This window comes from Novosphingobium sp. (genome assembly GCF_965228995.1).
Lineage (GTDB): Bacteria > Pseudomonadota > Alphaproteobacteria > Sphingomonadales > Sphingomonadaceae > Novosphingobium.
In genome coordinates this window covers 3891756-3917166 of record NZ_OZ245852.1, presented here as the reverse complement: position 1 = coordinate 3917166, position 25411 = coordinate 3891756, and the positions used below count along the sequence as shown (strand labels likewise).

At 62.2% G+C, this 25411-nt stretch carries 20 protein-coding genes; 11 read left to right on the top strand and 9 right to left on the bottom strand.

Annotated features, from left to right (window positions below; all coding sequences use genetic code 11):
• The first annotated feature begins 22 nt into the window (after nt 1-22).
• From ACO056_RS17845 to ACO056_RS17795, 11 genes are all read left to right on the top strand, one after another.
• Nucleotides 23-1597, top strand: coding sequence for a recombinase family protein (locus tag ACO056_RS17845; protein ID WP_421849403.1), 1575 nt, complete (start codon nt 23-25; stop codon nt 1595-1597).
• Nucleotides 1597-2490 (top strand): plasmid partitioning protein RepB C-terminal domain-containing protein, encoded by an 894-nt coding sequence (locus ACO056_RS17840; RefSeq protein WP_421849400.1) that lies wholly within the window; start codon nt 1597-1599, stop codon nt 2488-2490. Before ACO056_RS17845 ends, ACO056_RS17840 begins: the two co-directional genes overlap by 1 nt.
• The gene (locus ACO056_RS17835) at nt 2487-3377 is read left to right on the top strand and encodes a plasmid partitioning protein RepB C-terminal domain-containing protein (RefSeq protein WP_421849397.1); all 891 of its coding nucleotides are present in this window, start codon (nt 2487-2489) and stop codon (nt 3375-3377) included. The genes ACO056_RS17840 and ACO056_RS17835 overlap by 4 nt, the downstream gene beginning before the upstream one ends.
• Nucleotides 3378-3622: 245 nt before the next feature.
• On the top strand, nt 3623-5008 hold the full coding sequence (locus ACO056_RS17830; protein ID WP_421849394.1) for a site-specific DNA-methyltransferase: 1386 nt from the start codon (nt 3623-3625) through the stop codon (nt 5006-5008).
• Between the two features lie 60 nt (nt 5009-5068).
• On the top strand, nt 5069-5623 hold the full coding sequence (locus ACO056_RS17825; protein ID WP_421849391.1) for a DUF5681 domain-containing protein: 555 nt from the start codon (nt 5069-5071) through the stop codon (nt 5621-5623).
• Complete coding sequence (terL, locus tag ACO056_RS17820; RefSeq protein WP_421849388.1) at nt 5620-7080, top strand: phage terminase large subunit; 1461 nt, start codon at nt 5620-5622, stop codon at nt 7078-7080. The genes ACO056_RS17825 and terL overlap by 4 nt, the downstream gene beginning before the upstream one ends.
• A 680-nt stretch (nt 7081-7760) precedes the next feature.
• Nucleotides 7761-8948 carry an amidohydrolase family protein gene (locus ACO056_RS17815; protein ID WP_421849386.1) on the top strand — a complete coding sequence of 396 codons (1188 nt, stop codon included), beginning with the start codon at nt 7761-7763 and terminating at the stop codon, nt 8946-8948.
• 4 nt (nt 8949-8952) lie between these two features.
• Nucleotides 8953-9855, top strand: a complete 903-nt coding sequence (locus ACO056_RS17810) for an amidohydrolase family protein (protein WP_421849383.1) — start codon at nt 8953-8955, stop codon at nt 9853-9855.
• Nucleotides 9852-11003, top strand: coding sequence for an acyl-CoA dehydrogenase family protein (locus ACO056_RS17805; RefSeq protein WP_421849380.1), 1152 nt, complete (start codon nt 9852-9854; stop codon nt 11001-11003). Before ACO056_RS17810 ends, ACO056_RS17805 begins: the two co-directional genes overlap by 4 nt.
• Before the next feature lie 6 nt (nt 11004-11009).
• Nucleotides 11010-12086 (top strand): acyl-CoA dehydrogenase family protein, encoded by a 1077-nt coding sequence (locus tag ACO056_RS17800; RefSeq protein ID WP_421849377.1) that lies wholly within the window; start codon nt 11010-11012, stop codon nt 12084-12086.
• A complete protein-coding gene (locus ACO056_RS17795; RefSeq protein ID WP_421849374.1) occupies nt 12083-13636 on the top strand; it encodes a class I adenylate-forming enzyme family protein in 1554 nt (517 codons plus the stop codon). Before ACO056_RS17800 ends, ACO056_RS17795 begins: the two co-directional genes overlap by 4 nt.
• On the opposite strand, the gene ACO056_RS17790 is transcribed toward ACO056_RS17795, so the two are convergent.
• The 9 genes from ACO056_RS17790 to ACO056_RS17750 all read right to left on the bottom strand — a co-directional run bounded on the left by ACO056_RS17790 (nt 13633) and on the right by ACO056_RS17750 (nt 25371).
• The gene (locus ACO056_RS17790; protein WP_421849371.1) at nt 13633-14508 is read right to left on the bottom strand and encodes a hypothetical protein; all 876 of its coding nucleotides are present in this window, start codon (nt 14506-14508) and stop codon (nt 13633-13635) included. The two genes, ACO056_RS17795 and ACO056_RS17790, sit on opposite strands and share 4 nt — an antisense overlap.
• Complete coding sequence (locus ACO056_RS17785) at nt 14505-15983, bottom strand: acyl-CoA reductase (RefSeq protein WP_421849368.1); 1479 nt, start codon at nt 15981-15983, stop codon at nt 14505-14507. Before ACO056_RS17785 ends, ACO056_RS17790 begins: the two co-directional genes overlap by 4 nt.
• Entirely contained in the window at nt 15973-17364 is a 1392-nt protein-coding gene (locus tag ACO056_RS17780) for a hypothetical protein (RefSeq protein WP_421849365.1), read from the bottom strand. Before ACO056_RS17780 ends, ACO056_RS17785 begins: the two co-directional genes overlap by 11 nt.
• Nucleotides 17364-19745 (bottom strand): TonB-dependent receptor, encoded by a 2382-nt coding sequence (locus tag ACO056_RS17775; protein WP_421849362.1) that lies wholly within the window; start codon nt 19743-19745, stop codon nt 17364-17366. The genes ACO056_RS17780 and ACO056_RS17775 overlap by 1 nt, the downstream gene beginning before the upstream one ends.
• Before the next feature lie 58 nt (nt 19746-19803).
• The gene (locus ACO056_RS17770; RefSeq protein WP_421849359.1) at nt 19804-20880 is read right to left on the bottom strand and encodes an aldo/keto reductase; all 1077 of its coding nucleotides are present in this window, start codon (nt 20878-20880) and stop codon (nt 19804-19806) included.
• Entirely contained in the window at nt 20877-22637 is a 1761-nt protein-coding gene (locus tag ACO056_RS17765; protein WP_421849356.1) for an N-acyl-D-amino-acid deacylase family protein, read from the bottom strand. The genes ACO056_RS17770 and ACO056_RS17765 overlap by 4 nt, the downstream gene beginning before the upstream one ends.
• A gap of 91 nt (nt 22638-22728) precedes the next feature.
• A complete protein-coding gene (locus ACO056_RS17760; protein WP_421849353.1) occupies nt 22729-23577 on the bottom strand; it encodes an SDR family NAD(P)-dependent oxidoreductase in 849 nt (282 codons plus the stop codon).
• Between the two features lie 137 nt (nt 23578-23714).
• Complete coding sequence (locus ACO056_RS17755; protein ID WP_421849350.1) at nt 23715-24872, bottom strand: acyl-CoA dehydrogenase family protein; 1158 nt, start codon at nt 24870-24872, stop codon at nt 23715-23717.
• The gene (locus ACO056_RS17750; RefSeq protein WP_421849348.1) at nt 24865-25371 is read right to left on the bottom strand and encodes a hypothetical protein; all 507 of its coding nucleotides are present in this window, start codon (nt 25369-25371) and stop codon (nt 24865-24867) included. The genes ACO056_RS17755 and ACO056_RS17750 overlap by 8 nt, the downstream gene beginning before the upstream one ends.
• Between the last annotated feature and the right edge of the window lie 40 nt (nt 25372-25411).

Here is a 25411-nt window from a genome sequence, read left to right as displayed (position 1 = left end):
CGACGCGCCAGGCGAGGCGTTTATGGTCATCAGATGGTTGGACACCGAGGGCCCTGACAAACCCAGCGAGCCACCCCGGATAAGGGCGGCCGAATATGTCCGCATGTCCACTGAGCATCAGCAATACTCGACCGACAACCAGTCCACTGCCATCCATCGGTATGCCGAGCTGCGCGGCTATGAGATAGTCCGGACATACGCTGACGAAGGGAAAAGCGGCCTCAACATCGGTGGCCGGCAAGCACTGCAGAATTTGCTAGAGGATGTTGAGGCTGGCCGTGCCGACTACAGCGTACTGGTTGTTTATGACGTCAGTCGCTGGGGGCGGTTTCAGGATCCTGACGAGGCGGCATCCTACGAACTGCGCTGCCGCCGCGCCGGGGTGCAGGTTCATTATTGCGCCGAGCAATTTGAAAACGACGGCAGCATCGGCTCCTCAATCATCAAGACTGTAAAGCGAGCCATGGCCGGTGAATATAGCCGTGAGCTGTCGGTCAAGGTGTTCGCCGGCCAGGCCAACCTGATCAGGCTTGGGTTCCGGCAGGGCGGTGGCGCAGGCTATGGACTCCGCAGGATGCTGGTTGACCAAGCCGGTATCGCAAAGGGTCTCCTCACCCGCGGAGAACACAAAAGCATCGCCACCGATCGGGTTGTGCTGGTGCCCGGACCCGATGCGGAAGTCGCTATAGTTCGCGAAGTATATCGGCTGTTCCTTGAATTTGGCCGTACCGAACATGAAATCGCTGATGAGTTGAATGGGCGGGGAATTGTGACCGACCTCGGGCGGCCATGGTCGCGCGGCACGATCCACCAGTTGCTGATCAACGAGAAATATATCGGCAACAACGTTTGGGCCCGGACGTCCTGCAAACTCAAGGGGGCCCATGTCCGCAACGCCCCAGCGGAATGGATCCGCGCCGACGCGGTGTTCGCGGGGATCGTGTCGGCGCGGCAGTTCGACGCGGCTCAAGCGATCATTCGGCAGCGAAGCGCTCGGCTCAGTAACGATGAGATGCTCGAGCGGTTGTCTGGGATTCTCGAGCGCAACGGCTTCTTGTCCGGCCTGATCATCGATGAAGCTGAGGGTTGTCCGTCGAGCAGCTCCTTCCGCTCCCGCTTTGGCAGTCTGCTTCGTGCCTACACCTTGGTCGGCTTTTCACCGGACCACGACTATCGCTACCTCGAAACCAATCGAAAATTGCGGGCGATGTTTCCCGGCATTTTTCAGTCTATTTTGGCTGGAATTGAGCTAACCGGCGGCACTGTCATGCGCGATCCGGTGACCGACCTGCTGACGATCAACCGGGAGTTCACCGCATCAGTCATAATTTTGCGTTGCTTCCAAACCTCGATCGGCACTCGGCGCTGGAAGCTGCGGCTGGATAACCAATTGAAGCCTGACCTCACGGTTGCGATCCGCATGGATGCGGCAAATGAGCAGGCTTTGGATTACTATCTGCTGCCTCGCCTCGACATGCGCGAGGCGACTTTGCGGCTGGCGGAGTTCAACGGCCTATCGCTCGACGCATACCGTTTCGAGACCCTTGCTCCGTTCTTTCAGATGGCGGCGCGCCGCAGATTTCGGGCGGCTGCGTGATGCCGGCGGTACTCGCCCAACGTGTCGAGTTGATCCCGGTTGACAGGATCACTGTCGTCAATCCGCGCTCGCGGAATAAGCGCAACTTTGAGGAAATCGTCGACAACATTGCCCGCGTTGGTCTCAAAAAACCAATCACCGTTAGCCGCCGCATGGAGGCCGGTGGACCATTTTACGATCTCGTATGTGGGCAGGGGCGTCTTGAGGCCTTTATCGCACTAGGCCAGACCGAAGTGCCTGCACTCGTGGTCACTGCTGATCTTGAGGATTGCTTGGTGGCGAGCCTGGTAGAAAATTGTGCGCGGCGTCAGCACAGCACGAGAGATCTGTTGCAGGACATTGCCGGTATGGGAGAGCGTGGGGCTTCGATCGCCGAAATCGCTCGCAAGACCGGGCTGACACAAGAGTATGTCCGCGGTGTTTCCCGGCTTATAGAAAAAGGTGAGCAGCGATTACTGCGTTCTGTCGAGAGCGGCTCGATTCCGCTCAGTGTCGCGGTGGAAATTTCCGAGTCCGAGGAGCACGAGGTTCAGGCTGCATTGGCAAGTGCGTACGAGCGCGGCTTGCTCAAGGGCCGAAAGCTACTGATTGCCAGGAAAGTAGTCGACAGTCGCCGCCACCGGGGCAAAGGCCTTGCGACCGTTGTTGGCCAAAAGCGTGAGCAGGTTTCTGCAGCAACCCTGGTTAAGGCCTACCAAGAGGATGCGGATCGCAAGCGATCGATGATCATGCGTGCGAATGGAACGCGCGATCGCCTGCTCTTCATCCTTGAGGCCTTGAGGCGGCTGTCACGCGATGAGCGGTTCATGGTTTTGTTGGAAGATGAGGATCTTGGAACACTTCCACAAAACCTGGCCGCGCGGTTACAGCCGCAGCTGGACGGTTACGCATGACCAGCAAAGCAAAAATACCCGTAAATCGTGCCTTTGAGGATGCAACCCTCCGCATTTCAATTAAAGATATCATACCTTTGCGTGACGTAGGCGCCGATGTGCGAAAGTATGTCAAATACGGGCAAATCGCGGCTTCCATCCGAGAAGTGGGCATTATCGAACCGCTTGTGGTGGTGCGGGATCCGAACATTGCGGGCAAATTTCGGTTACTTGATGGCCACTTGCGACTTGATATATTGATTGCGCAGGGTGCGAGCGAGGTGGTCTGTCTGATCGCGACAGAGTTTGAAGCGTTCACTTACAATCGCCGCATCAGTCGCATCGCCACCATTCAGGAACACCGAATGATCCTCAATGCCGTGGAGCGCGGGCTCTCCGAGGAACGGTTAGCTCGAGCGTTGAATGTAAATGTCACGAGCATACGCTTGAAACGCAACCTTTTGGTCGGCATTTGCCCCGAGGTCGCCGACCTGTTGCGCAACCGGTACGTGGCGATCCATGCATTCGCGGAACTTCGCAAACTCAAGCCAATGTATCAGATCCGTGCCGCCGAAATGATGATTGCAATGAACCGATTTTCGCTGGGCTATGTGAAGTCGATCGTGATTGCGGCTCCCAGCGACCAACTGGTTGACGGAAAACGGCCGCCGGTGCGGGGCCTGAGCAACGGTCAGATCGACATTATGACCGATGAGACTGCCCGCTTGGACCGGGAATTCAAGGTTATTGAGCAGAGCTATGGCGCTGATCATCTCGATCTGGTGCTGGCCTTGACTTACGTGACGGGCTTGCTGGACAACGCCATGGTCGTCCGCCACCTGGCACAGTTTCACGCCGATCTGTTGCAGGAATTTCAAAAGATTGCCGAGGTGCAAAAGGCGGCATGAAACGGGCCTCTACCCGATAACCTATTGACAACAAATCTCTTACTTCGCTTTCGCATTGTGTGAAAGCATATGACCGGCTATATTATGGTCATCCCCGACGCAGATTCAGGCCCTTTGTGGGCCGGCAGCAGCAAGGGACAACTTGAACCATACCGCAACGCGCAAGCGAGGCGGGATGGCAGTTGTCCGGCTTTTGCCTGATCTGCCCATCCCACTTCCTTGCCGAAGCAGCAGAGGAAGTGTCTATGACTAAGAAACCTCGCCCAAAACCAGGAACCGGGCGGATAACCAATCAACTTGCCGTGCTTGAACAGCGCTTCGGGCCGATCCAGTACAAACCGATTGGGGACCTGAGCGCCTACAAAGATAATCCGCGCAAACATCCCGAAAAGCAGATCATCAAGCTGATGACGGCGATGCGCGAATTCGGCTTCACCATCCCGGTGCTCGCCGATACCGACGGCATCATTATCGCCGGCGAGGCCCGCGTGGAGGCCGCTCGCCGGCTAGGTATGAGCGAAATACCAGTTCTTGTTCCCGATCAATGGAGCAAGGCTCAGATCCGGGCGTACCGGATCGCAGACAATAAGCTGGCGACGCTATCTACCTGGGATGATGAAATGCTCGCGGTCGAAATCGCCGCGATCATCGATCTTGGCGAGATTGAGATCGAGGGGTTCGGTTTCGATACCGCGGAAATCGATGTTCTCCTGGCCGGGGTTAAATCGGCTCCCAAGAGTGCTGACCCTGCAGACGCGGTATTTTCCATCCCGGAAGACCCCGTCTCTCGTGCTGGGGATCTGTGGCACCTTGGTCAGCACCGTCTCCTGTGCGGGTCGTCGCTTGATAACCTCGCCTGGGAAAAAGTGCTCGATGGCCGGACAGGGGCAATGGTCTTCTCAGATGCACCTTATAACGTGAAGGTGAGAGGCCATGTCTGCGGCCTCGGTAAAGTTCAGCACGCTGAATTCGCCATGGCGTCTGGCGAAATGTCCAAGACCGAGTTCACGAAATTCCTGACCGATGCGATTGCGCGCATGGCTGCTCATCTGCGCGATGGTGCGGTATGTGCCCTCTGCATGGATTGGCGTCACCTTCGCGAACTCTTCGCCGCAGTGGACGCTTGCGCCCTGACGACTATCAACCTGTGCGTGTGGAACAAAAACAATGGCGGCATGGGGTCGCTGTACCGCTCCAAGCACGAACTTGTGGTGATCGCCAAAAAGGGCTCGGCACCGCACACCAACAATGTCGAACTCGGCCGACACGGGCGCTACCGCACAAATGTCTGGGACTACGCCGGCGTCAACAGCTTCGGGGCCACCCGAATGGAGGACCTCGGCGACCATCCGACCGTCAAGCCGGTGGCCATGGTCGCCGATGCCATCCGCGATGTCACCAAGCCTGGCGATGTCGTGCTTGATGGCTTCATGGGCTCGGGCACGACAATCCTCGCTGCCGAGCGCACCAAGCGGATCGCATGCGGTATTGATATCGAGCCCGGCTACATTGATGTCGCTATCCGCCGCTGGCAGACCATGACCGGCAAAACCGCGGTGCTCGCCGAGACCGGCGAAACCTTCGCAGAGGTCGCGGCGCGCCGCGCCGCCGACACCCCCGATCAAGACTGATTGATCGGCCCCGGATGCTGACTGCTCCGGGGCCGACGCTGCTATTTTAGGACATGCCCCATGCCAATTCGCCCGATAGTCCCGCAGGCTCCTTCAGGTGTGGATGCTCGCACACCGGTCGCAGCCAAACCGACCGCCTCGCCATCCTCGCCTGCCGCACGCCAGCGCCGACGTCAGGATGGGGAAGATTATGCTCCGGCCGTGCATGCCGCAGCCTCTGCCGCCGAGCCTGCATACGAGGTCGGATATCGAAAGCCGCCCAAGCAAAGCCAGTTCAAGCCTGGGCAATCAGGGAATCCCAGAGGCCGTCCCAAAGCTGCCAAAGGGGTCAAGACAATCACGCGCGAATTGCTGCTGCCCAAAGTCTCGGTTCGCACAGCCGCTGGCGAGGTCCGGATGAGCCGCATCCAAGCGGTGTTCCACAAGCTCATGGAACAGGCGTTGAAGGGCAATGCCCGCGCCCTGAACCAACTGATCAATCTCTACGCCAGCGCGGTTCCCGATCAGCCAACCCGAGACTCCACCGACGTCCCAGAAACTCTGACGGCAACCGACGAGGCAATGCTCGCTGAATACGAGGCCATGATCCTTCGCAAGCAGGGAGTGCGGTCATGACCCACCAAGCGAGACGGTTGTTATCTATCCTGCGGCGATCCGATTTTTCGGCCTTCGTGATGAAGAGCTTCGAGACCCTCCATCCCGGAGAACCCGCGCTCGTCCGGCAGTGGTACATCATGGCCATATGCCATGCCCTCACCAGCTTGGGTGATGAAGGTAATCGGCGCCTCGTGATCACCGTTCCGCCGAGACACTTGAAGTCGATCACCGCAGCTGTCGCATTTACGGCGTGGCTCCTAGGCCATGATCCAGCGTTGAGGATCATGGTCGCCAGCTACAGTCAGGATCTCGCGCGGCTCCATTCCAATCTGACACGCACAATTATGGAGAGCGAATGGTACCAGGAGGATTTTCCGGGCACTCGGATCAGCGACCGGGGCAATCGCGCCAACGAACTCATCACCACGGCTGGCGGTGGGCGCAAAGCCGTATCCGTCGGGGGGTCGATAACCGGTTTCGGTGCCGATGTGATCATCGTCGACGATTGCATGAAGGCTGACGAGGCGAGAAGTCAGGCTGTGCGCGACGAGGTTCGTGCATGGTATGACAACACCCTGATCACCCGGCTGAACAGCAAGGCGACCGGCATCATCATATCGATCCAGCAGCGGCTGCACGAAGACGATTTGCCAGCGCATATGCTGGAAAAGGGCTATCCCCATCTCAACCTGCCTTCGATCGCGGAGAAGGATGAGTTGATCGCGATTGGCGGCGGCGAATTCCATCATCGCAAGGTCGGTGATCTGCTCAATCCGGATCGTGAACCGCAGGCCGTACTCGACCAGATCCGCCGCGATCTTGGGGCGGCCAATTTTGCTGCGCAGTATCAGCAAGACCCCGTGGCGCCCGAAGGCAACCTCATTCGCATGGAGTGGTTCGGCAAGTATTCCGAAGCGCCGGAGCGTCACAAATTTCTCAAGGTGATCCAAAGTTGGGATACCGGCATGACGGCAGCGCCAACCAGCGACTACTCCGTTTGCACGACCTGGGGATTCGAGCGCAAGAAAAGCAAATGGTATCTTATCGACGTGCTGCGCGAGCGTCTCGAGTTCCCGGATTTGAAGCGTGCGGTCATTCGCCAGCAGCACATATGGCAGGCCGATGCCGTGCTGATCGAAGATGCCGGTGCCGGCAAATCGCTGTGGCAGGAATTGCGTGCGTCCGGTCCATTCTTACCGAAAATGATCCCAGCCATCGCCTCTAAGGAGGAGCGTTTCAACGGCTGCCTCGCCGAGGTCGAGGCTGGGCATCTGCTGCTGCCGGTCGACGCACCATGGTTGGCAGCCTTCCGTTCGGAGTTGAAAGCTTTTCCGAGCGGCCGCTATGACGACCAGGCCGACAGTTTCAGCCAGTTCGTCAACTACCAACTCCGAAACTGGAAATGGCTCCTGACGGAATATGGCAAGTCCGGCAGGGCGCGGCGCATCGTGCGCAATCGGAGGCGGCCTTGGTAATTTGCTTCGATGTGATCCCCTCGCTAACCGCTGGCGGGCCAAGTTATTACAGTTACGTCAGGTTTGACATGGCGCCGGTGGAGGTGGCCTTCATCGACACGGTGACTTCCGGCTATTGCCGATTGGAGAAGTAGCTCACGAGGCCTTCCGGATCGCTACAATTTGCGAATCACGATCGCGCCGCCAATCGCGGTATCATGGCCTTTAATCAAAGCCGCCGCGATGTCCTACTCATCGGCAACGTCAGATGATTCCGAGACCACCCGCGTTCCTAGCCCATTGGGGAAGCTGGCAAGCGGCGCTTCAACCGCACACTGGCGACGATCATCGCGATGCTGCCCGGGGAAAGCACAGCTGGGAACGGGATGCACAGCGCCGCCTTGCCCGAAGCCAGCATCGCTCCACGCCCTTTTGGGACGCGCTCGACGATAAATATCGTGCTGGCCGTCTGCTGTGGCGTCTCACATCCTGACCGGGGAGCTTGGGAACGAGCCACAGTGTCTTAGCCTAGTTGGCTCGATCTAAGGGCCACTTTGCAGCCGTTGCGCGAATGGAAGCGTATCCAAGCCCGTCAGATTGCAATTCCGCCAAGTGGGCAGCGCCCATGGCTCAGGAATCGCTTGACTGCGTTGTAGAGCAATATAATAGTCAATGTATTGACCATTTTTGGAGCGCTCGCGATGGAATCTGGTGCTGCATACCCGGTGTTCGATATCGACACCCACTATTACGAGCCTGCAGATTGCTTCACGCGGCACATGGAACCCAGATTTCGCGAACTAGCCGTGCACTGGCGAGATCTGCCTGACGGACGCAAATTGTTCGTGGGCGATCGGCCTTACACTTTCGTCAAAGACCCTACCTTTAGCTTCGTCGAGAAGCCCGGGAACCTTGCAGAAATGCTGCGGCAGGGCATCCACGCGCTCGAGGGCGGGGGTGACAAGCTGCCGCCGCCGCCGGAATTCGTGGCCGACCGCGACCGCCGCCTCGCCGTGCTCGATCAGCAGGGTATCGAAGGATGCCTGATGTTCCCCACGCTGGCAGTAACGATCGAGCACTTCATGCGCCACGATCCGGTGCAGACGTTTGCCAACGTCTCCAGCTTCAACAAGTGGCTCGAAGAAGACTGGGGCTATGCTTACAAGAACCGCATTTATGCGGTGCCGCTGCTGTCGCTCCTAGATGTGGACCTCGCTGTCGCCGAACTCGACCGCGTGCTGGCGCTCGGGGCGAAGGCTATTCATCTGATGCCCGGCCCCCAAGGCAACCGTTCACCGGCTGATCCGGCGTTCGATCCGTTCTGGGCCCGGCTCAACGAGGCCAAAGTGCCGGTGGCGCTCCACATCTCGGAATCGGGCTACAACGAACTGTTCTCCACTGCCTGGGGTGAACAGGCGAACCCTACCTCGCATGAACAGTCGGCGTTCCAGTGGACCAATTTCTTTGGTGATCGCCCGATCATGGATACCGTATCATCGATGATCTATATGAACCTGTTCGGTAAATTTCCAAACGTCAAAGTCTTCTCGGTCGAAAACGGCAGCCTCTGGGTCAATTATATCGTCAAGGCGATGGACAAGATGAAGGGCATGGGCCGCAACGGTCCCTGGCCTGGCGGCTATGTGAAGGGCAAGCCGAGCGAGATCTTCAAGCGCCACGTTTTCGTCTCCCCTTATTTCGAGGAGGATTTCGACGCGCTTGCCGCGGTGATCGGCTATGATCAGGTGCTGTTCGGCTCTGATTATCCCCATTCGGAAGGCCTTGCCGATCCGCTCGAATACAAGAACGACATCGCGCATATGCCGATCGAGACCCAGGCGCGGATCATGGGCGGCAACGCGCGCGATCTGCTGGGCATTTCCGCCTGATTGCATGACCGGAGCAGCTGCATTGCCCGGCTATCTGCGGGGTCCGATCATCGATCTGATGATGAGCATTCCTGGCGGAGAGGATCCCTACGGCTTTGTGCGGGCCGGTTTGCGCGGCGCCCATCGCGGCGATGCCGATAGCCTGCCCGTCGCCTACCTGTTCAAGGATGCACCAAAGCCGCCAGCCGATCAGCCCCCGGTCGATTTCGTGCTGGCCGAAATGGCCCGGTTCGGCATCGCGCGTGCGCTGATCGACGTGACCGCGTCCGATGGGCCGGGCCGGGCCGCGCGCCGTGCACATCCGGGCCGGTTCATGGGCAGCTTCGATGTCGATCCGAACACGGGGATGGACGGTGTTCGCGAGCTGGTGGCCGCTCATGCCGCCGGCGTTGTCGATGCGGTGAGCGCCATGCCCTCGGTCTATTCTCCGCCCGTGCCGATCGACGATCGACGCTTCTATCCGATCTACGCCAAATGCGTGGAACTCGGCCTGCCGATATTCGTGACCGTTGGCGTGCCCGGACCGCGCGTGCCCATGGCGGCGCAGACGGTCGATCGCCTTGACGAGGTGTGCTGGTTCTTTCCGGACTTGCAGATCGTGATGCGCCACGGTGCTGAACCATGGGAGGATCTGGCCGTGAAACTGATGCTCAAATGGCCGAACCTCCATTATTCGACCAGCGGGTTCGCGCCCAAGCGCTATCCTTCGGCCATCATCGATTTCGCGAACAGCCGGGGGCGCAACAAGGTGCTCTATGCCGGGTACTTTCCGGTGGGGCTCACGCTGGACCGGATTTTTGCCGAACTGCCCCGGATCGGCCTGAAGGATGATGTCTGGCCTGATTTCCTGTGGGGCAACGCCCGGCGCCTGTTCGGACTGCCGCAGACCGCGGTCGGCCAGCCATGAAGGTCTCTCCCGGTGCCGACGTGATGGCCTTTCGCCAGCGCGCGCAGGCATTTGTCGAGGCCAACTGGACCCGGCGCGGCTCGCACTGCGAGGCCAGCGCCATCGCGTTCCGTAAAGGCGCTATCGACGCCGGTCTGGCGCACCGCTCGCTCCCAGTTCATTGCGGCGGCCTCGGCGCGCCGTTCGATCCCGAGATCGAACGCGCGTGGCTGGCGGTGTGCGAAGCGGCGGGGGCACCGGCGCGGCCCGCCGGGACGGGCGTGCAGATGCTGGTGCCGACCTTGCTCGCGGCTGGTACGACCGAGCAGCAGGTACGCTACTGTGTTCCGGCGCTGACGGGCGAGGCAATCTGGGCGCAGGGGTTCAGCGAACCAGGTTCCGGCAGCGATCTGGCCTCGCTGCGCACCCGCGCCGTTCTCGATGGGGATCACTGGGTGATTACCGGCCAGAAGATCTGGACAACCCACGCGGAGCGGGCGCACTACATGTTCGCGCTTGTTCGCACCGAAGCGGAAGCGCCAAGCCATCAGGCCATCAGCTTTCTGCTGATCGATCTGCGCGCACCGGGGGTGGAGGTCAGGCCGATCCGGCAAATGACCTGCGAGCATGAATACTGCGAGGTGTTTCTTGATGGCGTGCGCGTTCCCGCCGCGTCCATTGTTGGCGCGCGGGGTGATGGGTGGCGCGTCGCCAATCTGCTGCTGCGCACCGAACGGGGCTGGATCGGGGATTTCATCGATGGCCGCTTCGCGCGGCTGCAGCACTTGGTGCTCCGGAGTACGCTGGCGGACGACGCCGCCTTGCGCGCGCGTCTGGTCGAAGTGGAGGGCCATGTCCTCGCGCACCGGGCGTCCACCTTGCGGCGGCTGACTGCTACCCAGCAGGATGCGCCCTCGGCGCTGATCGACCATGTCGCGAAGCTCTACGCGACCGATGTCATGAGCCGGATTTCGGAGGTGGCAGGCGACGTTCTGGCCGATGACCTTCTCGGCGCCAGCGACGATCCGTGGGGCGCGGGCGTCGAGACCAAAACCGGTTACTGGGTGCGCGATTGGTATTGGTCGATGGCCTATGCGATTGCTGGCGGCAGTTCCAATGTCCAGCGCGATGTGATTGCGCGGCGTGGGCTTGGGTTGGGCAGGGGCTGAACAGGCATGGATTTCGCGCTTTCGGATGAGCAGGTCATGCTGGAGGACGCGGCGCGCACGGCGCTGACGCGCAGCGCGGACATGGCGGCCGTACGATCCGCTTTGCGGGCCGGGCAACGGCTCGAGGCGGCCTGGCAGGCATTGGCCCAAGGCGGCCTGCTGGGCATTCTCGCGCCGGAAAAGCCAGGAGGCGCGGGCCTTGGCTGGCTGGAGGCGGCGCTGTTGGCGGAAGCTGTCGGGCATGGCGCGGTGCCAGTTCCGGTGGTCGATCAGCTGGTCGCCACTGCGATCCTAGCGGCAAGCGGTGCCTCAGTTAACGCGTTGCTCGCGTCGGCCATTGCTGGGGACACCAGTATCGCTCTGGCCGCAGCTGAAGCGGGCGGCTGGGAGCCCGCGCGATTTGCCATCGACCTGACAGACCGGGGCCTGACCGGAACGAAGCGGCAGGTCGCCTTCGCGGCGCAAGCCGATTACCTGCTGGTCATCGGCCAAGACTTTGCGGCACTGGCTGAACGCGATCCGCGCAGGGTCACCCTTTCGCCCCGGGTCGGCATCGATGGGATGATACCCCTGTTCACGGCGCAATTCGAAGCCAGCCCGGCACAACGCCTCACCGTCGATAAGTCCTCGTTGATGGCCGCGCAGTCGGGCGCCATGGTCCTGATTGCGGCATCGGCGCTCGGTGCGGCGTCGGCGGCGATCGAGCGCACGATCGGCTATACGACCGACCGGCGCCAGTTCGGCCAGCCTTTGTCCGCATTTCAGGCCGTGCGGCACGACCTTGCCGATCAGGTCGCGCTGCTCGAATCCGCCCGCTCACTCCTGTGGTATGCCGCCACGCTGCTCGATGAAGCGGATGCAAGCGCCGCGCGCGTCGCCCGCATCGCCAAGGCGCACATTACCGAGGCCGCCGTCACGGTCATCCGCCGCTGCGTTGTGCTGCATGGAGCAATTGGCTTTTCATGGGAGTGCGACCTCCAGATCTGGCTGAAGCATGCCATGATGTGCTGGGCCCGGTACGGCACACCTCATGCCCTTCGCTCCGCCGTGGCCGCAGGTGATATCGCGGCCCAAGCGGCATGATCGACTGGTCGGTCAGCGGGCCCGAATGCCACCACGGGCGGATGGTGCGCGTCTTCGGCAATCGCCCAGCCAGCTTGTGGGACGTGGTCGAGCAGACAGTCGACCAGCGCGGTGAAAGCGAAGCGATTGTCGATGGACCGGTGCGTGTTTCCTATGCCGGTCTGAAGGCGCGGTCGCAGCAGCTCGCGGCCTACTTGGCGGAGCACGGCATTGTCCGGGCGGACCGCGTGGCCATCGTCATGGCCAACCGTGACGACTACATTGCGGCACTGCTCGCCATCTGGTGGATTGGCGGTATCGCAGTGCCGATCAACACGCGCGAAGGCGCCAGCGAACTTGCGCATGCGCTGCACACGTCTGGCGCCCGTGCGGTGTTTTGTGATGCGCAGCAGACCGAACGTCTGGAAGCGACCTGTCCGGAGATACTGATCGCATCGGTCGAGACAATCGCCGGCTCCCCGGCCGGTTGCCCAGCGCGGGTCAGCACCGATGAGGATGCAGCGGCGGTCATCCTGTTCACCTCCGGCACGACCGGCGTGGCCAAGGGGGTGGTGTTGACCCATTGCAACATCGTGCACAGCTGCCTGCATTATCAGGTCGGTTTGCAGCTTGGCAGCGCAGAGCGCAGCTGCCTCGCAGTGCCGGCCAGCCACGTGACCGGGCTGGTCGCGATCATCGCCACGATGCTGGCGACGGGCGGCTGCATTATCGTGCTCGATCAGTTCCGCGCCGACCGCTTCCTCGCCGTGGCGAGTGCAGAGCGCATGACCCACACGATCATGGTTCCGGCCATGTATGCCTTGTGCCTGCGCGCGCCCGGCTTTGCCTCAGCAGAGTTGCAGGCATGGCGCATCGCCGGGTTCGGCGGCGCGCCGATGCCTCCGGCCACGCTGGAAGCGTTCGCTGCCCAGTACCCCGCGCTGGCGTTTTCGAATGTCTACGGCGCCACCGAAACCTGTTCTCCGGCAACGATTATGCCGGCCGAGGCGACTGCAGCCAGGCTGACCAGTGTCGGACGGCCGGTGGTCTGCGGCACGGTGCAGGTGGTCGATCCCGCAGGCCGCATCTGCGCGCCGGGTGAACCTGGCGAATTGTCGCTCGCCGGCCCGCAGGTTTCCCCCGGCTATTGGAATAATCCGGACGCGACCGCGCGCGAATTTGTCGACGGGTTCTGGCGCTCGGGTGATATCGGCATGATCGATGCGGACGGCTTCGTCTATCTGCACGACCGTGCCAAGGACCTTGTCAATCGCGGTGGCTACAAGATCTACAGCGTCGAAGTGGAACAGGCGCTCTCGGCGCATCCGGCGGTTGTGGAGGCAGCAATCGTCCCTGTGCCTTGCTCAGTGCTGGGAGAACGCATCCACGCCGTGGTCGTTCTTGCGGAGGGCGCGCTGTTCGCACTGGCCGATGCGCGCGCCCACGTCGCGTCGCTGCTCGCTGACTACAAGGCGCCTGACTACCTCACCGTCATGCCCGAAGCCTTGCCGCGCAACGCCAACGGCAAAGTGACGAAGCAGGCCCTGCGCCAGCTGGACCCCACAGGCTAGATCGGCACCATCACGCCGTTAACCGGGTGAACAAAGACCAGATCGGTCGGGTGGGGGATTTCCGCAAACTGGCCAAGCGGTTCGCCGGACAGGGAAAAGCGCGCAATGCTGTTGGTCGCGAGGCTCGCGACGAACAGCGTGCCGTCAGGCCCGAGCGCCAACCTATTGGGCCACTCGATTTGGCCAGATCCGAACTGGCCGAGGAACGCGCCGGAATGCGCATCGAAGGACAGGATCTGGCCGGTATACCAGCTGCAGATCAGCAGCCGCCCATCGGGAACGAAGAGCAAGCCGGAAGCGCCGTCCAATTCGGGATGCTCGGCGAACACGTCGATGAACGCGCCCGTCGCGCCATCAAAGCGCAGGACCTGATCGCCGCGAAAGCTGCTCACATAGAGGTTGCCATCGGGACCATAGTGCACGCCATCGGGCCCGTTGAGCCCGCCGCCCTGCGCAAAAGTGCCGCAGAACTCTCCGGTGCGCGGATCGAAGCGGGCGATCGTGCAGGCATGCGGCCCCTGACAGCGCGCGGCGCGCGCCGCCGCATCGCGGCCCTCGGCACCCTGGCTTTCGCCTTCCTCGCCAAACCCGCCGACCAGCAGGAATCCGTCGCGATCCACCAGCCCGGTGGTCGGGCGGCGGATGGCCGGGCAGACGACCCGGGCGAAGGTGCCATCCGGATGGTAGGCGACTATGGTGTCGCTGTGGTACCCGGACACGATGATCAGGCCTTCCTGCGTGATCGCGAGCCCATCGGGCGATTGCACACCGTCCTTGCCCACATCGATCTGCACGCCGAGCGCGGCGCCGGTCTCGGCATCGAAGCGGTGGATCTCGGCCATGCCGAGCGAAAGCGCATAAAGTTCGATCATGCGGCTGGGCTCCCGGCGGTCTGCCACAGCGGAGCAATGGCATCGGGCTCACAGATTTCGCGGGTGACCCACCGGCACATGCGGCGCAGCGGTTCGGTCGCGTCCTGCGGAATGGCGAAGCTGCCGTGCGCGGCATAACCCAGCGACACCAGCCGCTGCGCACCGTGAAGGGCAAAACGGTCGGCGATTGTCTCCAGCAAGGCATCGGGGTAAACTCCGACCGTCTGCGTGAAGGCATCGACCTTGCAGGCGATGTGGTCCAGCGTGTCCACTGGCACGAGATTGGCGCAGCGGTTGGCGAGCATCGGCGCAAAGTCGACTGGTTCGTCGAGCAAGGAAACGATGATCGCGCCTTCCTCGTCTTTGCCGCCGATCACGTCATACCATTCGGGATCGATGCGCAGCGCATCGATCCGCGCGCGCAAGGGGCGCGCGATGCCGTGCTTGGGCGGCGTGCTGATGTGCTCCGGCAGCGCGAGCATCGCGGCATGGACGGCTGCACCGAACCGTCGGGCCTGCGCAATGCCAGCCGCATCGGTGCCGCACAGCAGATAGACGGTGCGCGCGTTGACGCAGCCCTCCTGATTGACCGCGCCGATATCCGTGGCCAGCCTCACGGCCGCATCGGCCATCGCCTCATCGCTGGCGAAAGCTTCAGCGCCGACGATGCTCATGCTGCGCTTGGGGTCGAGCGTCACCAGTTCGATGCCGGGCTGGATATAACGCACGATGTGCGTGATCGAGGCGAGCCCGCCCCAGGCTACGATCTTTTCGATCGCAGACGGGGAGTAGACCTGCTCCTCGACCGCGCTGTCCCCCCCCTTCCAGTAAGCCACGCTAAGGTGCCGGGTGAGGGGATGGTCGGGCGCCATTTCGGCCATTGTCCGCCCGATCGCCAGTGCGGTGAAGGGATCGTTCGACGGACTTTTGATGATGGCATCGCCACGAACCACCGCATTGCGGATGATCGTGATCGCCGAGAGCAAAGGCGAGTTGCCAGCCACGACATGCACCGCGCGCGCGCCGAAGGCCCTGATGCCCACCTCGCGGCCATCTTCGAGCCGCGAGCGGACCCACCCTTCGAGATAATCGACCCCGACCAGCCGCTCGGCCATTTCCTGCACGGCACTGCGACGGAACAGTCCCGGCAATGCCGCATAGGATGCGCGCATCAGCGGCGGCGTGGTCGGCGCGGTGGCATAGCTGGCCTCAAGGGCCTGCGCGAGCAGGGGATTGCGCGTGACGTCCAGTCTTTCGCCGAGTTCCTCCAGATAATCGAGCACATCGTCAAACCGCAGCGCGAGCAGGTCCATCATCCGGCCAGGATCGGTCAGCGGCAGCCGCGCGGCATGGTGGCGCGGGTCCGGCGCGCGAAACGATATACCGCCGCCGCGGCCATCGAATGTCACGAGATCGTCGGCCACGAGCGATCCGCGCACCAGCATGGGGACAACAGGCAGGGCTTCAGTGTGCATGGCCGCTCTCCCATATTGGGGCGCCCGTGTCGGCAATATCCTCATAGGCGGCCACCGTTGCAGCGCAGGTGATCTTGTCGTCGCCCCCGTCACCGGCTCCCAGCCGGTCTATCGCCGCATCCAGATACGCGCCGCGCTTGCCGCAGCCGCAATCCTGCCCGCGGTACAGCGTGATCTTGTCGCCGGTCGTGAAGCCGCCCCAGCGTGTGTCAGGCAACAGATCGAAGAACGCGGCCTGACCGGTTTCAGCGGGGCCGGTTAGCGGCTTGCCCGTGCGCGGATCGAGCACGAACGGGATGATCCAGGGCGGCACATGGTAGTGCCCTAGCGCGCACATCGGAAAGATCGCGCTGAGCTCCGACATCGCATAGCCTTTCGATAGGCGGTCAACCCCGGCAAAGGCGCAGACCTGCTCTTCCCAGCCATCAGGCGGTTTCATCCCTTTGGCACCGCCACCGGTCAGGATGATCGAGCCGGGGTCGAAGACCGCCCGCTCGCCCCGCTGCAAGCCCGCAACGGCGAGTGGATGCAAATAGGTCCACGGCGCCGCCATGAAGACCCGCTTGCCGCGCAGGCTCTCGATGGTTGCTGCCAGAAACCGGTCGGTCTCGGCCGCGCCATTGGCGCGGGCGCGCAGGAAGTCGGCAAACCGTGTCTGCAGGGCGCCGGGGATCGGCGGTGGGGTCTGCCCGAGTGTTCGGGCATTCTGCAGGCGGCCAGCCAGGCTCAGCAGGTCCGCACTGGCGCGCCCGGGATAGAGCGCGTGAAACCGCGCTTCGTCGCCCTTGCAGAATTGGCTGAGGTATTGCTCGTTCCAGCGCATCTGCGAGCCGGCCCCGCTGCGGTAGAATGGATAGATTACATCAACGGCTTCGCCCGTCGTGCCTTCGGCAAGGTAGAGCACGGGTAGTTGCGCACCCGCCCGCGCATATTCCTGCTGCGTCCACGGCAGGAACGACATCGTGCCGGTGGTGCCCGAGGAATGGCACAAGGTGAGCTCGGTTTGCTGCTCCAGCCGGATGATCCAGTCATCGATGGTGGTGCAGCCGCCCAGATCGACGCCGCCCAGATCGACTGTTGTCAGCCGCGCCAGCCAGCGGGTCATCGCATCGAACCGGCCGCGCGTCAGCAGGGCCGCCGGATAGGATTTGTAGACCGCGTGATCGAACAGCAGCGGCACGACATCACCGAGCCTATCGATCGTGCTGATCCCGGCCATGTCCGCCATCTGGCCAAGCGCGGGGAGATGGTCCCGCAGGCTGGTGAGCCGCGCCGCCAAGGCGCCGAGCTGCAGGGTAGCCAGTTCTGCCGGGTCATCGGCGTAGATATCCGCCAATGACCCGCCATACCACTGCGCCGGATCGTGTCCGAACGCAGCCATCAGAACCGCCACTTCACTTCGGCACCCCAGGTGCGGCCGATGGTGACATTCTCGGTCGATGTGCCAAGTGCCTGCCGCAGGAAGTTGAAGTCGGCGACTGAATGCTGGTCGTCAGTTGCGTTCTTCAGCAGCATCGCCAAAGTCACCGGACCAATGGCAGCCTCGGCGCGCAGATTGACGATCGTGTAGTCGATCTGGCGCCCGCCCTTGGTCAGCGGCTCGCTCGCCGGACGATAGTTGAACACATGGTAGCCGTTGGCGAAGAAGGCGAGACTGCCGAATCGGGTGGGCATGCGATAGGTGATGCCCTCCGAGAGCTGCGCATCGGACGTGAAGCGGAACTGCGAGCTGCTGAGGTCGGTCACACCATCTCCGTCGAGATAGCGATCGTAGTGCGCGGCAAGGGTCGCGAGCGAGCCATCTAGCGTCAGCCGCTTTGTGGGCCGCCATGTGGCCTCGACTTCCACGCCCTTGAAGGTCGCCTTGGCGGCATTTTGGATCAGGGTCGAAATGCTGCCGCCCGAGGCAATCTGCTGCGTGACCTGCAGATCGCTCCCCTTGGTGTAGAAACCGGCGAGGTTCAGGCGCAGCTTTCCGCCGAGCAGAGTGGATTTCAGACCCACCTCGATCTCGCGAATGGTTTCGGGATTGAACGGCGCCGCATCCACGCCGTTCCTGCCCGCGCGCACGTTGAAGCCCCCGCCGCGGGTGGCCTGCGAAATCTTGGCATAGCCCAGAACGTCGTCGGCCAGCCGGTAGTCGAGCGAGGCAAGATACGAGAAATAGCCGAACTTGCGGCTTTGCCGGCCCAGGCACTGCGTCGATCCCGGCTGACCGGCCGGATCGGGGCCATCGACATCGATCCCCTGCGGAATTTCGCAGCGGATGAACACCGGCGCGGCGGGGTTATTGAAGCCCAGCGTGAAATTGCTGATCGCAATCGATTTTTCGTCCCACGTGTGGCGCAGGCCACCTGTCAGTCGCAGCCGGCTGGTCAGCTCGAACGTGCCTTGGGCGAACAAGGCATAGCTCTTGTTCCTGCCCGCAGCGTTGTTGTCCGCCTGATTGAACCCGGCGATCAGCGGCAGGAAGAAGTTCTGGGTGTTGTTGAATCCGGTTTCGGTGAAGTAATAGGCGCCCGTCACCCAATCCAGCTTTTCACCAAAGGCCTGGCCCAGAAGCTGGCCTTCCACTGAGTGCTGCTCGCCGCCGAATTGCGCCGAGGCGCTGACGATCAGCGCCGGCGTTCCATCGAGATCGTACTGCCGGTCATCGGAGAATTTGCGCCAGCCGTAGATGAGCTTGGCCGAGACGCCGTCGCCGAGCTTGTAGTCAATGTTTGCCGTCACGCTTTGCACGCGCCCGTTGATGAACCCGGCTTCACCCGATGCGATCTGGTCGCGGGCCGTGTTCAGGTACGTGGCAATGTCGGGGTTGGGGCGGACTCCAGATCCGCCAATCGGCAAGGGCACCGGGCCGACCGTGCCCTGCAGGAAGGTTTCCAGCGCGGCCAGACCGATTGGCCCGCCGGGTGCGGCAAGGTTGGTTGCATCGAATGCGCGCAGCCGGGAGGCCGGACCATTGAGCACGCGCGGTCGATAGTGCTCATAGACGACCAAGACGTCGAGGTCCTTGCTCGGCTGCCAGCGCAGCGATGCGCGGCCAAGCCAGTCGTCGCGGCCGTCGCGGGTCTTTCCGTCGATGATATCGCGGATATAGCCGTCCGAGTTGACATACTGGCCGACAAAGCGCGCCGCCAGCGTGTCGCTCAGCGGGACATTGAGCACGCCGGACAAGTCGACGCGATTAAACGTGCCGTAACCGCCCGCAAGCCATCCTGAAAGGCCCGCTTCCGGATCGGGCCGATTGGTGAAGACGCTGATCGCTCCGCCAGTGGTGTTGCGGCCAAAGAGCGTGCCTTGTGGGCCTTTCACCACTTCGATGCGCTGGATGTCGATCGGATTGAACGCTGCGCCATCGGTGCGCCCGACATAGACATTGTTCACATACGTGCCGACCGACGGATCGACCGAAATCAGCGATTCCGTCTGCACCTGCCCGCGGATCGAAGGCAGCGAGGACAGCGCCGCGTTCGGAATCTGGCCGATCTGCAAGCTCGGGACGCTTTGCTGCAGATCGAGCGAGGACGTGATCGAACGAGATTCAAGGCTGGCCGTGGTCAGCGCAGTGATGGCCAGCGGCACGTTCTGCAGCCGCTCTTCTTTTTTGCGCGCGGTCACCACGATATCCGCGATTGTCTCGGTGGTGGCATCATTTGGCGATGCCTGAACGCCGGTCGGCGCGGTCTGCGCGATGGCGGATAACGGGCAAGCGAGCGCGGCATAGGCGCAGCCCAGCAACAGGCCTTGACAGGTCTTCATCAAACTCCCCTCCTCAGTAATGCGCCGCCCGTCTATCGCGAGCTAAAGCGCTTGAAATTCAGCGTTTTGCGACTTGTGTGCCTCCGGCCAGCTGCCATTGCTGGTAATCGAGCTGCAGCATGCTGTGCGGCCATGGCGGCGGGATCGCGCTGGCCTCGTCAAGCCGCGTGCGTTGCTCGGCGGTAAGCGTGAACGAAAGCGCCGCGAGGTTCTGCTCAAGCTGCGAGACGGTGCGCGCGCCCAGCACGGGTGCGGCGACATCCTCGCGGGCCAGCACCCATGCCAGCGCAACCGCTGCCGGGGTGGTCTCGCAGTCTTGCGCGATCGCTTTGAGGATCGCGGCGATGGCCAGCGCGTGCTCGGTGACTTTGCCCTGGGCGAGGTTCAATTCCCGCCGGGTCTTGCCGACGATGCTCAATGCGCCGCCGTCTGCTGCAACATCCTCGGGCCGGTACTTGCCGGTCAGCACCCCGCCGCCCAGCGGTGACCACGGCATGATCGCCAACCCCGTGGCCGCCGCCATCGGCATCAGGTCCCATTCGGCGCTGCGTTCAAGCAGGCTGTATTCCAGCTGAATTGCCACGAAAGGCACGTGCCGGGTGAGGTCGGCATAGGACTGCAACTGCGCAGCCCGCCATGCCGGAATGTCGGACAAGGCGGGGTAGAGAACCTTGCCCTGCCGCACGAGATCATCGAAGCCCCGGACCACTTCCTCGATGCCGGTCCGCCCGTCCCAGGCGTGCAGATAGAACACGTCGACATAGTCGGTTCCGAGCCGCTTGAGGCTCGCTTCGACCGACTGGATCATCGATTTCCGATGGTTGCCGGCCGAGTTGGGATCGCCGGGGTCCATGCAATTGGAATACTTGGTGCCGATCACCAGTCGCTGGCGCCGTCCCTTGGCGAACTCGCCAACCATGCGTTCACTGGTGCCGGCGGTATAGACATTTGCCGTATCGATGAAATTGCCGCCGCAATCGACGTAATGGTCGAAGATCTGCTGGGCCTCGGCCTTCTCGCAGCCCCAGCCGAGATCGTTGCCAAACGTCATCGCGCCAAGAGCCAGTGGGGAAACCCGCAGCCCGCTGCGGCCGAGCAGGCGATAGCTGTCGAGGAAGAGGGGGGAGGCGGTCATGCCCCGGCCATCGCGGCGGGCGCGTTGATCCGCGCATCTAGCGCCGCGCCGCCATTGGCGACAAGCCGCCCCGGAAGATTGCCGGTGGCAACAGTGTTCTCAAGGATCAGCTCGCCATTGACGATGACGTGGCTGATCCCCTGCGCGCGCACCACTCGGCGGTAATGGCCTCCCGGCGTGTCGTGGAGAACATCATACCGGCCGCGCACGTAATCGAGCGCGTCAAAATCATAGATATAGAGATCGGCAGCATACCCTTCCCTGAGCAGTCCGCGCTGATCGAGGCTGAGCACGTGGGCGGGGAGGCCAGACAGCTTGTAATGCGCGTCCTCAAGGCTGAGGCGGGCTTCATCCCTGACCATCCAGGTGATGAGATCGGTGGGATATTGCGCCCCGTTGTAGAACTTGGAGTGCGCCCCGCTGTCCGAAATGCCGGGCAGGACCCGCGGATTGGCCAGAATTTCGGCAACGCTGTCGGTATCGTAGCTGATGACTTCGCCGGTGGTGAAATCGGCCTCGAGGTTCGTGGCGATCAGCAGGTCAAAGAAGAAATCGACGACATGCTGGCCCAGCGTGGACGAGATATCGCCCATGGTTCGCCCTTCGAATGCGACATAGGGTACGACGCCTTGCGCGTTGATCAGTTCGAAGCTCTCGATCGATCCGCTCGCGCCGAGCTTCTTGGGGTCGTATTCGCGGCGCATCATTGTGCGATATGCAGGGTCGCCGACCAGCCGCAGCTTGTCCGTGCGGTCGCCGGCGGTGCTGAGCCGCGACCAGTTCGGGTCGGAATCCCAGCCATTGAAATCGAGCGCGTTGAATTCCAGCCAGGCCCTGAATGTGCCGCCTTGGCCGAACAGGTTCACGCCTTCGGCTGCGGTCTTGTCGATCCAGCCCAGAACCGTGCGGTGATGATCAGGGTGCAACCCGCTGGCAAACACGACATTGTGCAGCACCGGGCGGCGCGCGATGCGGGCGAGTTCGGCCGAAACGTGGCGGTTTTCGGCGGCGCCTGCCGTATCGGCGGTGATCTGGATGATCCCCTGATCACGCTCGCGCAGCACTTCGGCCAGCACATGCGCGTCCTCGATGGCCATGACATCGGTGGGCATCGGCGAGCCATCGAAATCGACGTGGCTGTTCGTCGTGCCCAGATGGATCATCGAAAAGCCAATCGCCCCGGCATCGAGCGAGTGATGCAAGATATCGCGTGCACGGGCCTTTTCAGTGGCCGATAGCGCGCGACCCTTGGCGAAATTGTTACCCGCGACATAGAGCAGCAGGGCGTTGAGCGGGACATAGGCGGCGAGGTTGACGCCCTTGGCCTGCCGAGCGAGATGCGCCATCCAGTCCGGAAAGCTTTCCCAGTCCCAGTTCATCCCGGCGACCATCGCACTGGTCGGTATTTGCTCGGTATTTTCCATCATCTGCATATAGCGGCCGCGATCCTGCGGTCGGCACGGCGCGAATCCGAAGCCGCAGTTCGAGAGCACGGCAGTGGTTGCGCCGTGCCAGCTGGATCCGGTGCACAGCGGATCCCAGTGCAACTGCGCATCATAATGGGTGTGAATATCGATCACGCCGGGGGCGACGATCTTGCCGCCCGCCTCGATCACCCGTGCGGCGCGGTCAGTGGGAATATTGACGCCGATTCGTTCGATGCGGCCATGCTTGATGGCAAGATCGCCATAGAAGCGGGGCATCCGGCTGCCATCGACGATGGTGGCATTCTTGATGACAAGATCAAAGGTGCTCATTTTCCAATCCCTTCGTGCGCCTCTGCGGGCGTCTCGAAATGTCTTCGGGTGCATTCCCTCTCGCGTGGCGCGCGCGCCACGCCCGTCGCAGCTAGAACGTCACATTGAAGGCCTTGCGCCACACCGCGTCGTAAGCGCGGTCGGGCAGCCAGCGGCGCATGGCTGGCAAGAGATGTGCCGCCATTCCAACCTTGTAGCGGGTCTTCGGCCGCCTCGCGGTAGCGGCGTGGACAATGGCTTTTGCAACCGCCTCGGGGGTCACGACCCCCTGGCGCTTGACGATCGCGGTTTCGGCCATCTCGCCCATCTTGTGCAGCAAGGGCGCATAGCGGCCCGTTCGCGCCTTGAGATTTACCGACGAGTTGCGCGCCATCGGCGTATCAACCACCGCCGGCTGAATCACCGCGATGTCAATGCCGGAGGAGGCAAGTTCAAAGCGCCACGAATCCGCCAGCGCTTCGGTGGCGTATTTGGTGGCATGATAGGAACCGCTGCAGGGCGTGGTGTGTTCCCCACCCATCGAGCTGACCAGCGCGACGCGCCCGCCGCCGCGCTGGCGCATCGCCGGGATCACCAATTGGATCAGGCGGGTCGGCGCGAACACATTGGTTTCGAACTGCGCCCGCATGCCGGCGATTTCGACTTCCTCGAGCGGGCCCAGAGCGCCATCGGCAGCGTTGCTGACCAGCAGATCGATACCGCCGACCTGGCCGACGATTTCGGCCACCACGGCTTCGACAGCTGCCGGATCGTTAAGGTCAAGCCGGATGGGCCGGCAGCCGAGAGGGATCAGATCGGCCATGGCCTCGATCCTGCGCGCTGCGGGAAACACGATGTAACCAGCGGCCGCCAGCTGCTTTGCTGCAACCTTGCCAATCCCCGAAGACGCCCCTGTCACGAGGGCGACACGTTGACCGGCCGTGTGATGCTCAGCTGTCATGGAAAAATCCTGTTGTACCGACCGACTCATCGGCGGTACGGCATATGTAAGAGGCTAGTACATAGCGGGACATTAAGTCAACACATTGACTGAAAATTGTCGCCCCGATCCGTTGAGGGTGAGTTAAAATATATTTTTCAATGAGATGGGAACGTAATCCCGCGGGCGATCACTTCCTTCATGATCTCGCTAGTGCCACCGTAGATGCGTTTGACCCGGGCCTCGGCATAGCGATGCGCCACCGGATATTCCCACATGTAGCCGTAACCGCCGTGGATCTGGACGGCCGTGTCCGCCACCCGGCTATACATTTCCGTGGTCCAGTATTTGGCCATGGCCGCATCATCCGCGGCCAGCGACCCGGTCAGCAGCTGGCGCAGGCAATCGTCGACATAGCTTTGCGCAACCGAGATCTCGGCGCGCATGTGCGCCAGCTTGAACCGCACATCCTGATGGGCATGGAGCGGCTTGCCGAAGGTCTTGCGCTGCGCGGCATATGCCACCGATTCCTCGAAAGCGGCGCGCGCTGCGGGCACGCACCACAGGGCGATTTGCATGCGCTCCCACGCAAGTTCGTGCATGAGCAGTTTGAACCCGCCGTTCAGCGGCCCGAGCAGGTTGGTCTGGGGCACGCGCACATTATCGAAGAACAGTTCGGATGTATCCTGCGCCTTCATGCCCATCTTGTGCAGCGGCCGCTCGGCCTTGCCGAAGCCGGGCCGGTCCGCTTCCAAGATCACCAGCGAAATAGCCGAAGCACCCCCATCCTTCGGGCCGGTCTTGCAGGCAACGATGGCAAAGTGGCAGGTAAAGCCGTTAGTGATGAAAATCTTCGAGCCATTGATGATGAAGTCGTCGCCGTCTTCCACCGCCGTCGTGGCGATGGCCTGCACGTCCGATCCCGTTCCGGGCTCAGTCATCGCAATCGCGCCGATCATTTCGCCCGTGGCCATTTTGGGCAGGAACGCCTGCTTTTGGGCAGCACTGCCGTAGCCCAGGATATAGGGGGCGACGATATCGGAATGGAGCGAGAAGCCGGGCCCCTCGAGCCCGGCATGGCCCTGTTCCTCAAGCATGACCGCAGGAAAGCCCCGGTCAGCGCCCGCGCCGCCGAATTCTTCGGGCATGGTCGGGCACAGGAAGCCCTCGCGCCCCGCCTCCAGCCACATCTCGTGGTCAACATAGCCCTGCGCCTCGTAGCGCGCATGGTTAGGGCGGATGCGTGTTTCGAGAAAGTGCCGATAGGACCGGCGAAAGTCTTCGTGTTCGGCAGAATAGACGGTCCGTTCAATCATCGCGGGTCTCGCATGGGATAAAGTTTGGTTCGATCAGGGACGAGGCGCGACGGATCGCGGCGTGGTCCACCAACACGGTCATGGCCAGAATCACGAGGCCGCCCGAAAGCAAGCCACGCGCAAACGGGGCGCTGCTAAGCCCGAGGACCAACGCAACTGCGGCCACTGCAACGAGAGCTTGAATGGCGATCGAGCGCCGAAAACCGGCGATCTCGTCCAAGGCATGGGCGGCGGCATCCTGCGGCCCGGCAAATGCTGCAAAGCTTCCACGAAGCGCTGGCAGCTTTGCTGCGAACATGATGCCGCCCACCAGCATCAGCGCGCCGCCGCCGGCCAGGCTCGCTGCGAAGCCGGTGCGATAGCCACCATTGCTCGCGTCCGCGAGCGCGGCGCTTAACCCAATGATTGCGGCTCCGGCAATCTGCAGTCGGCGTAGCGCGCGTGATGTCGCGTCAAGATAAGGCGAGGGGTCCATGGTCGGGTGAGTATCGCGCAGCACAGATATTAAGTCAACGCATTGACTAAAAGCACTGGCGGAG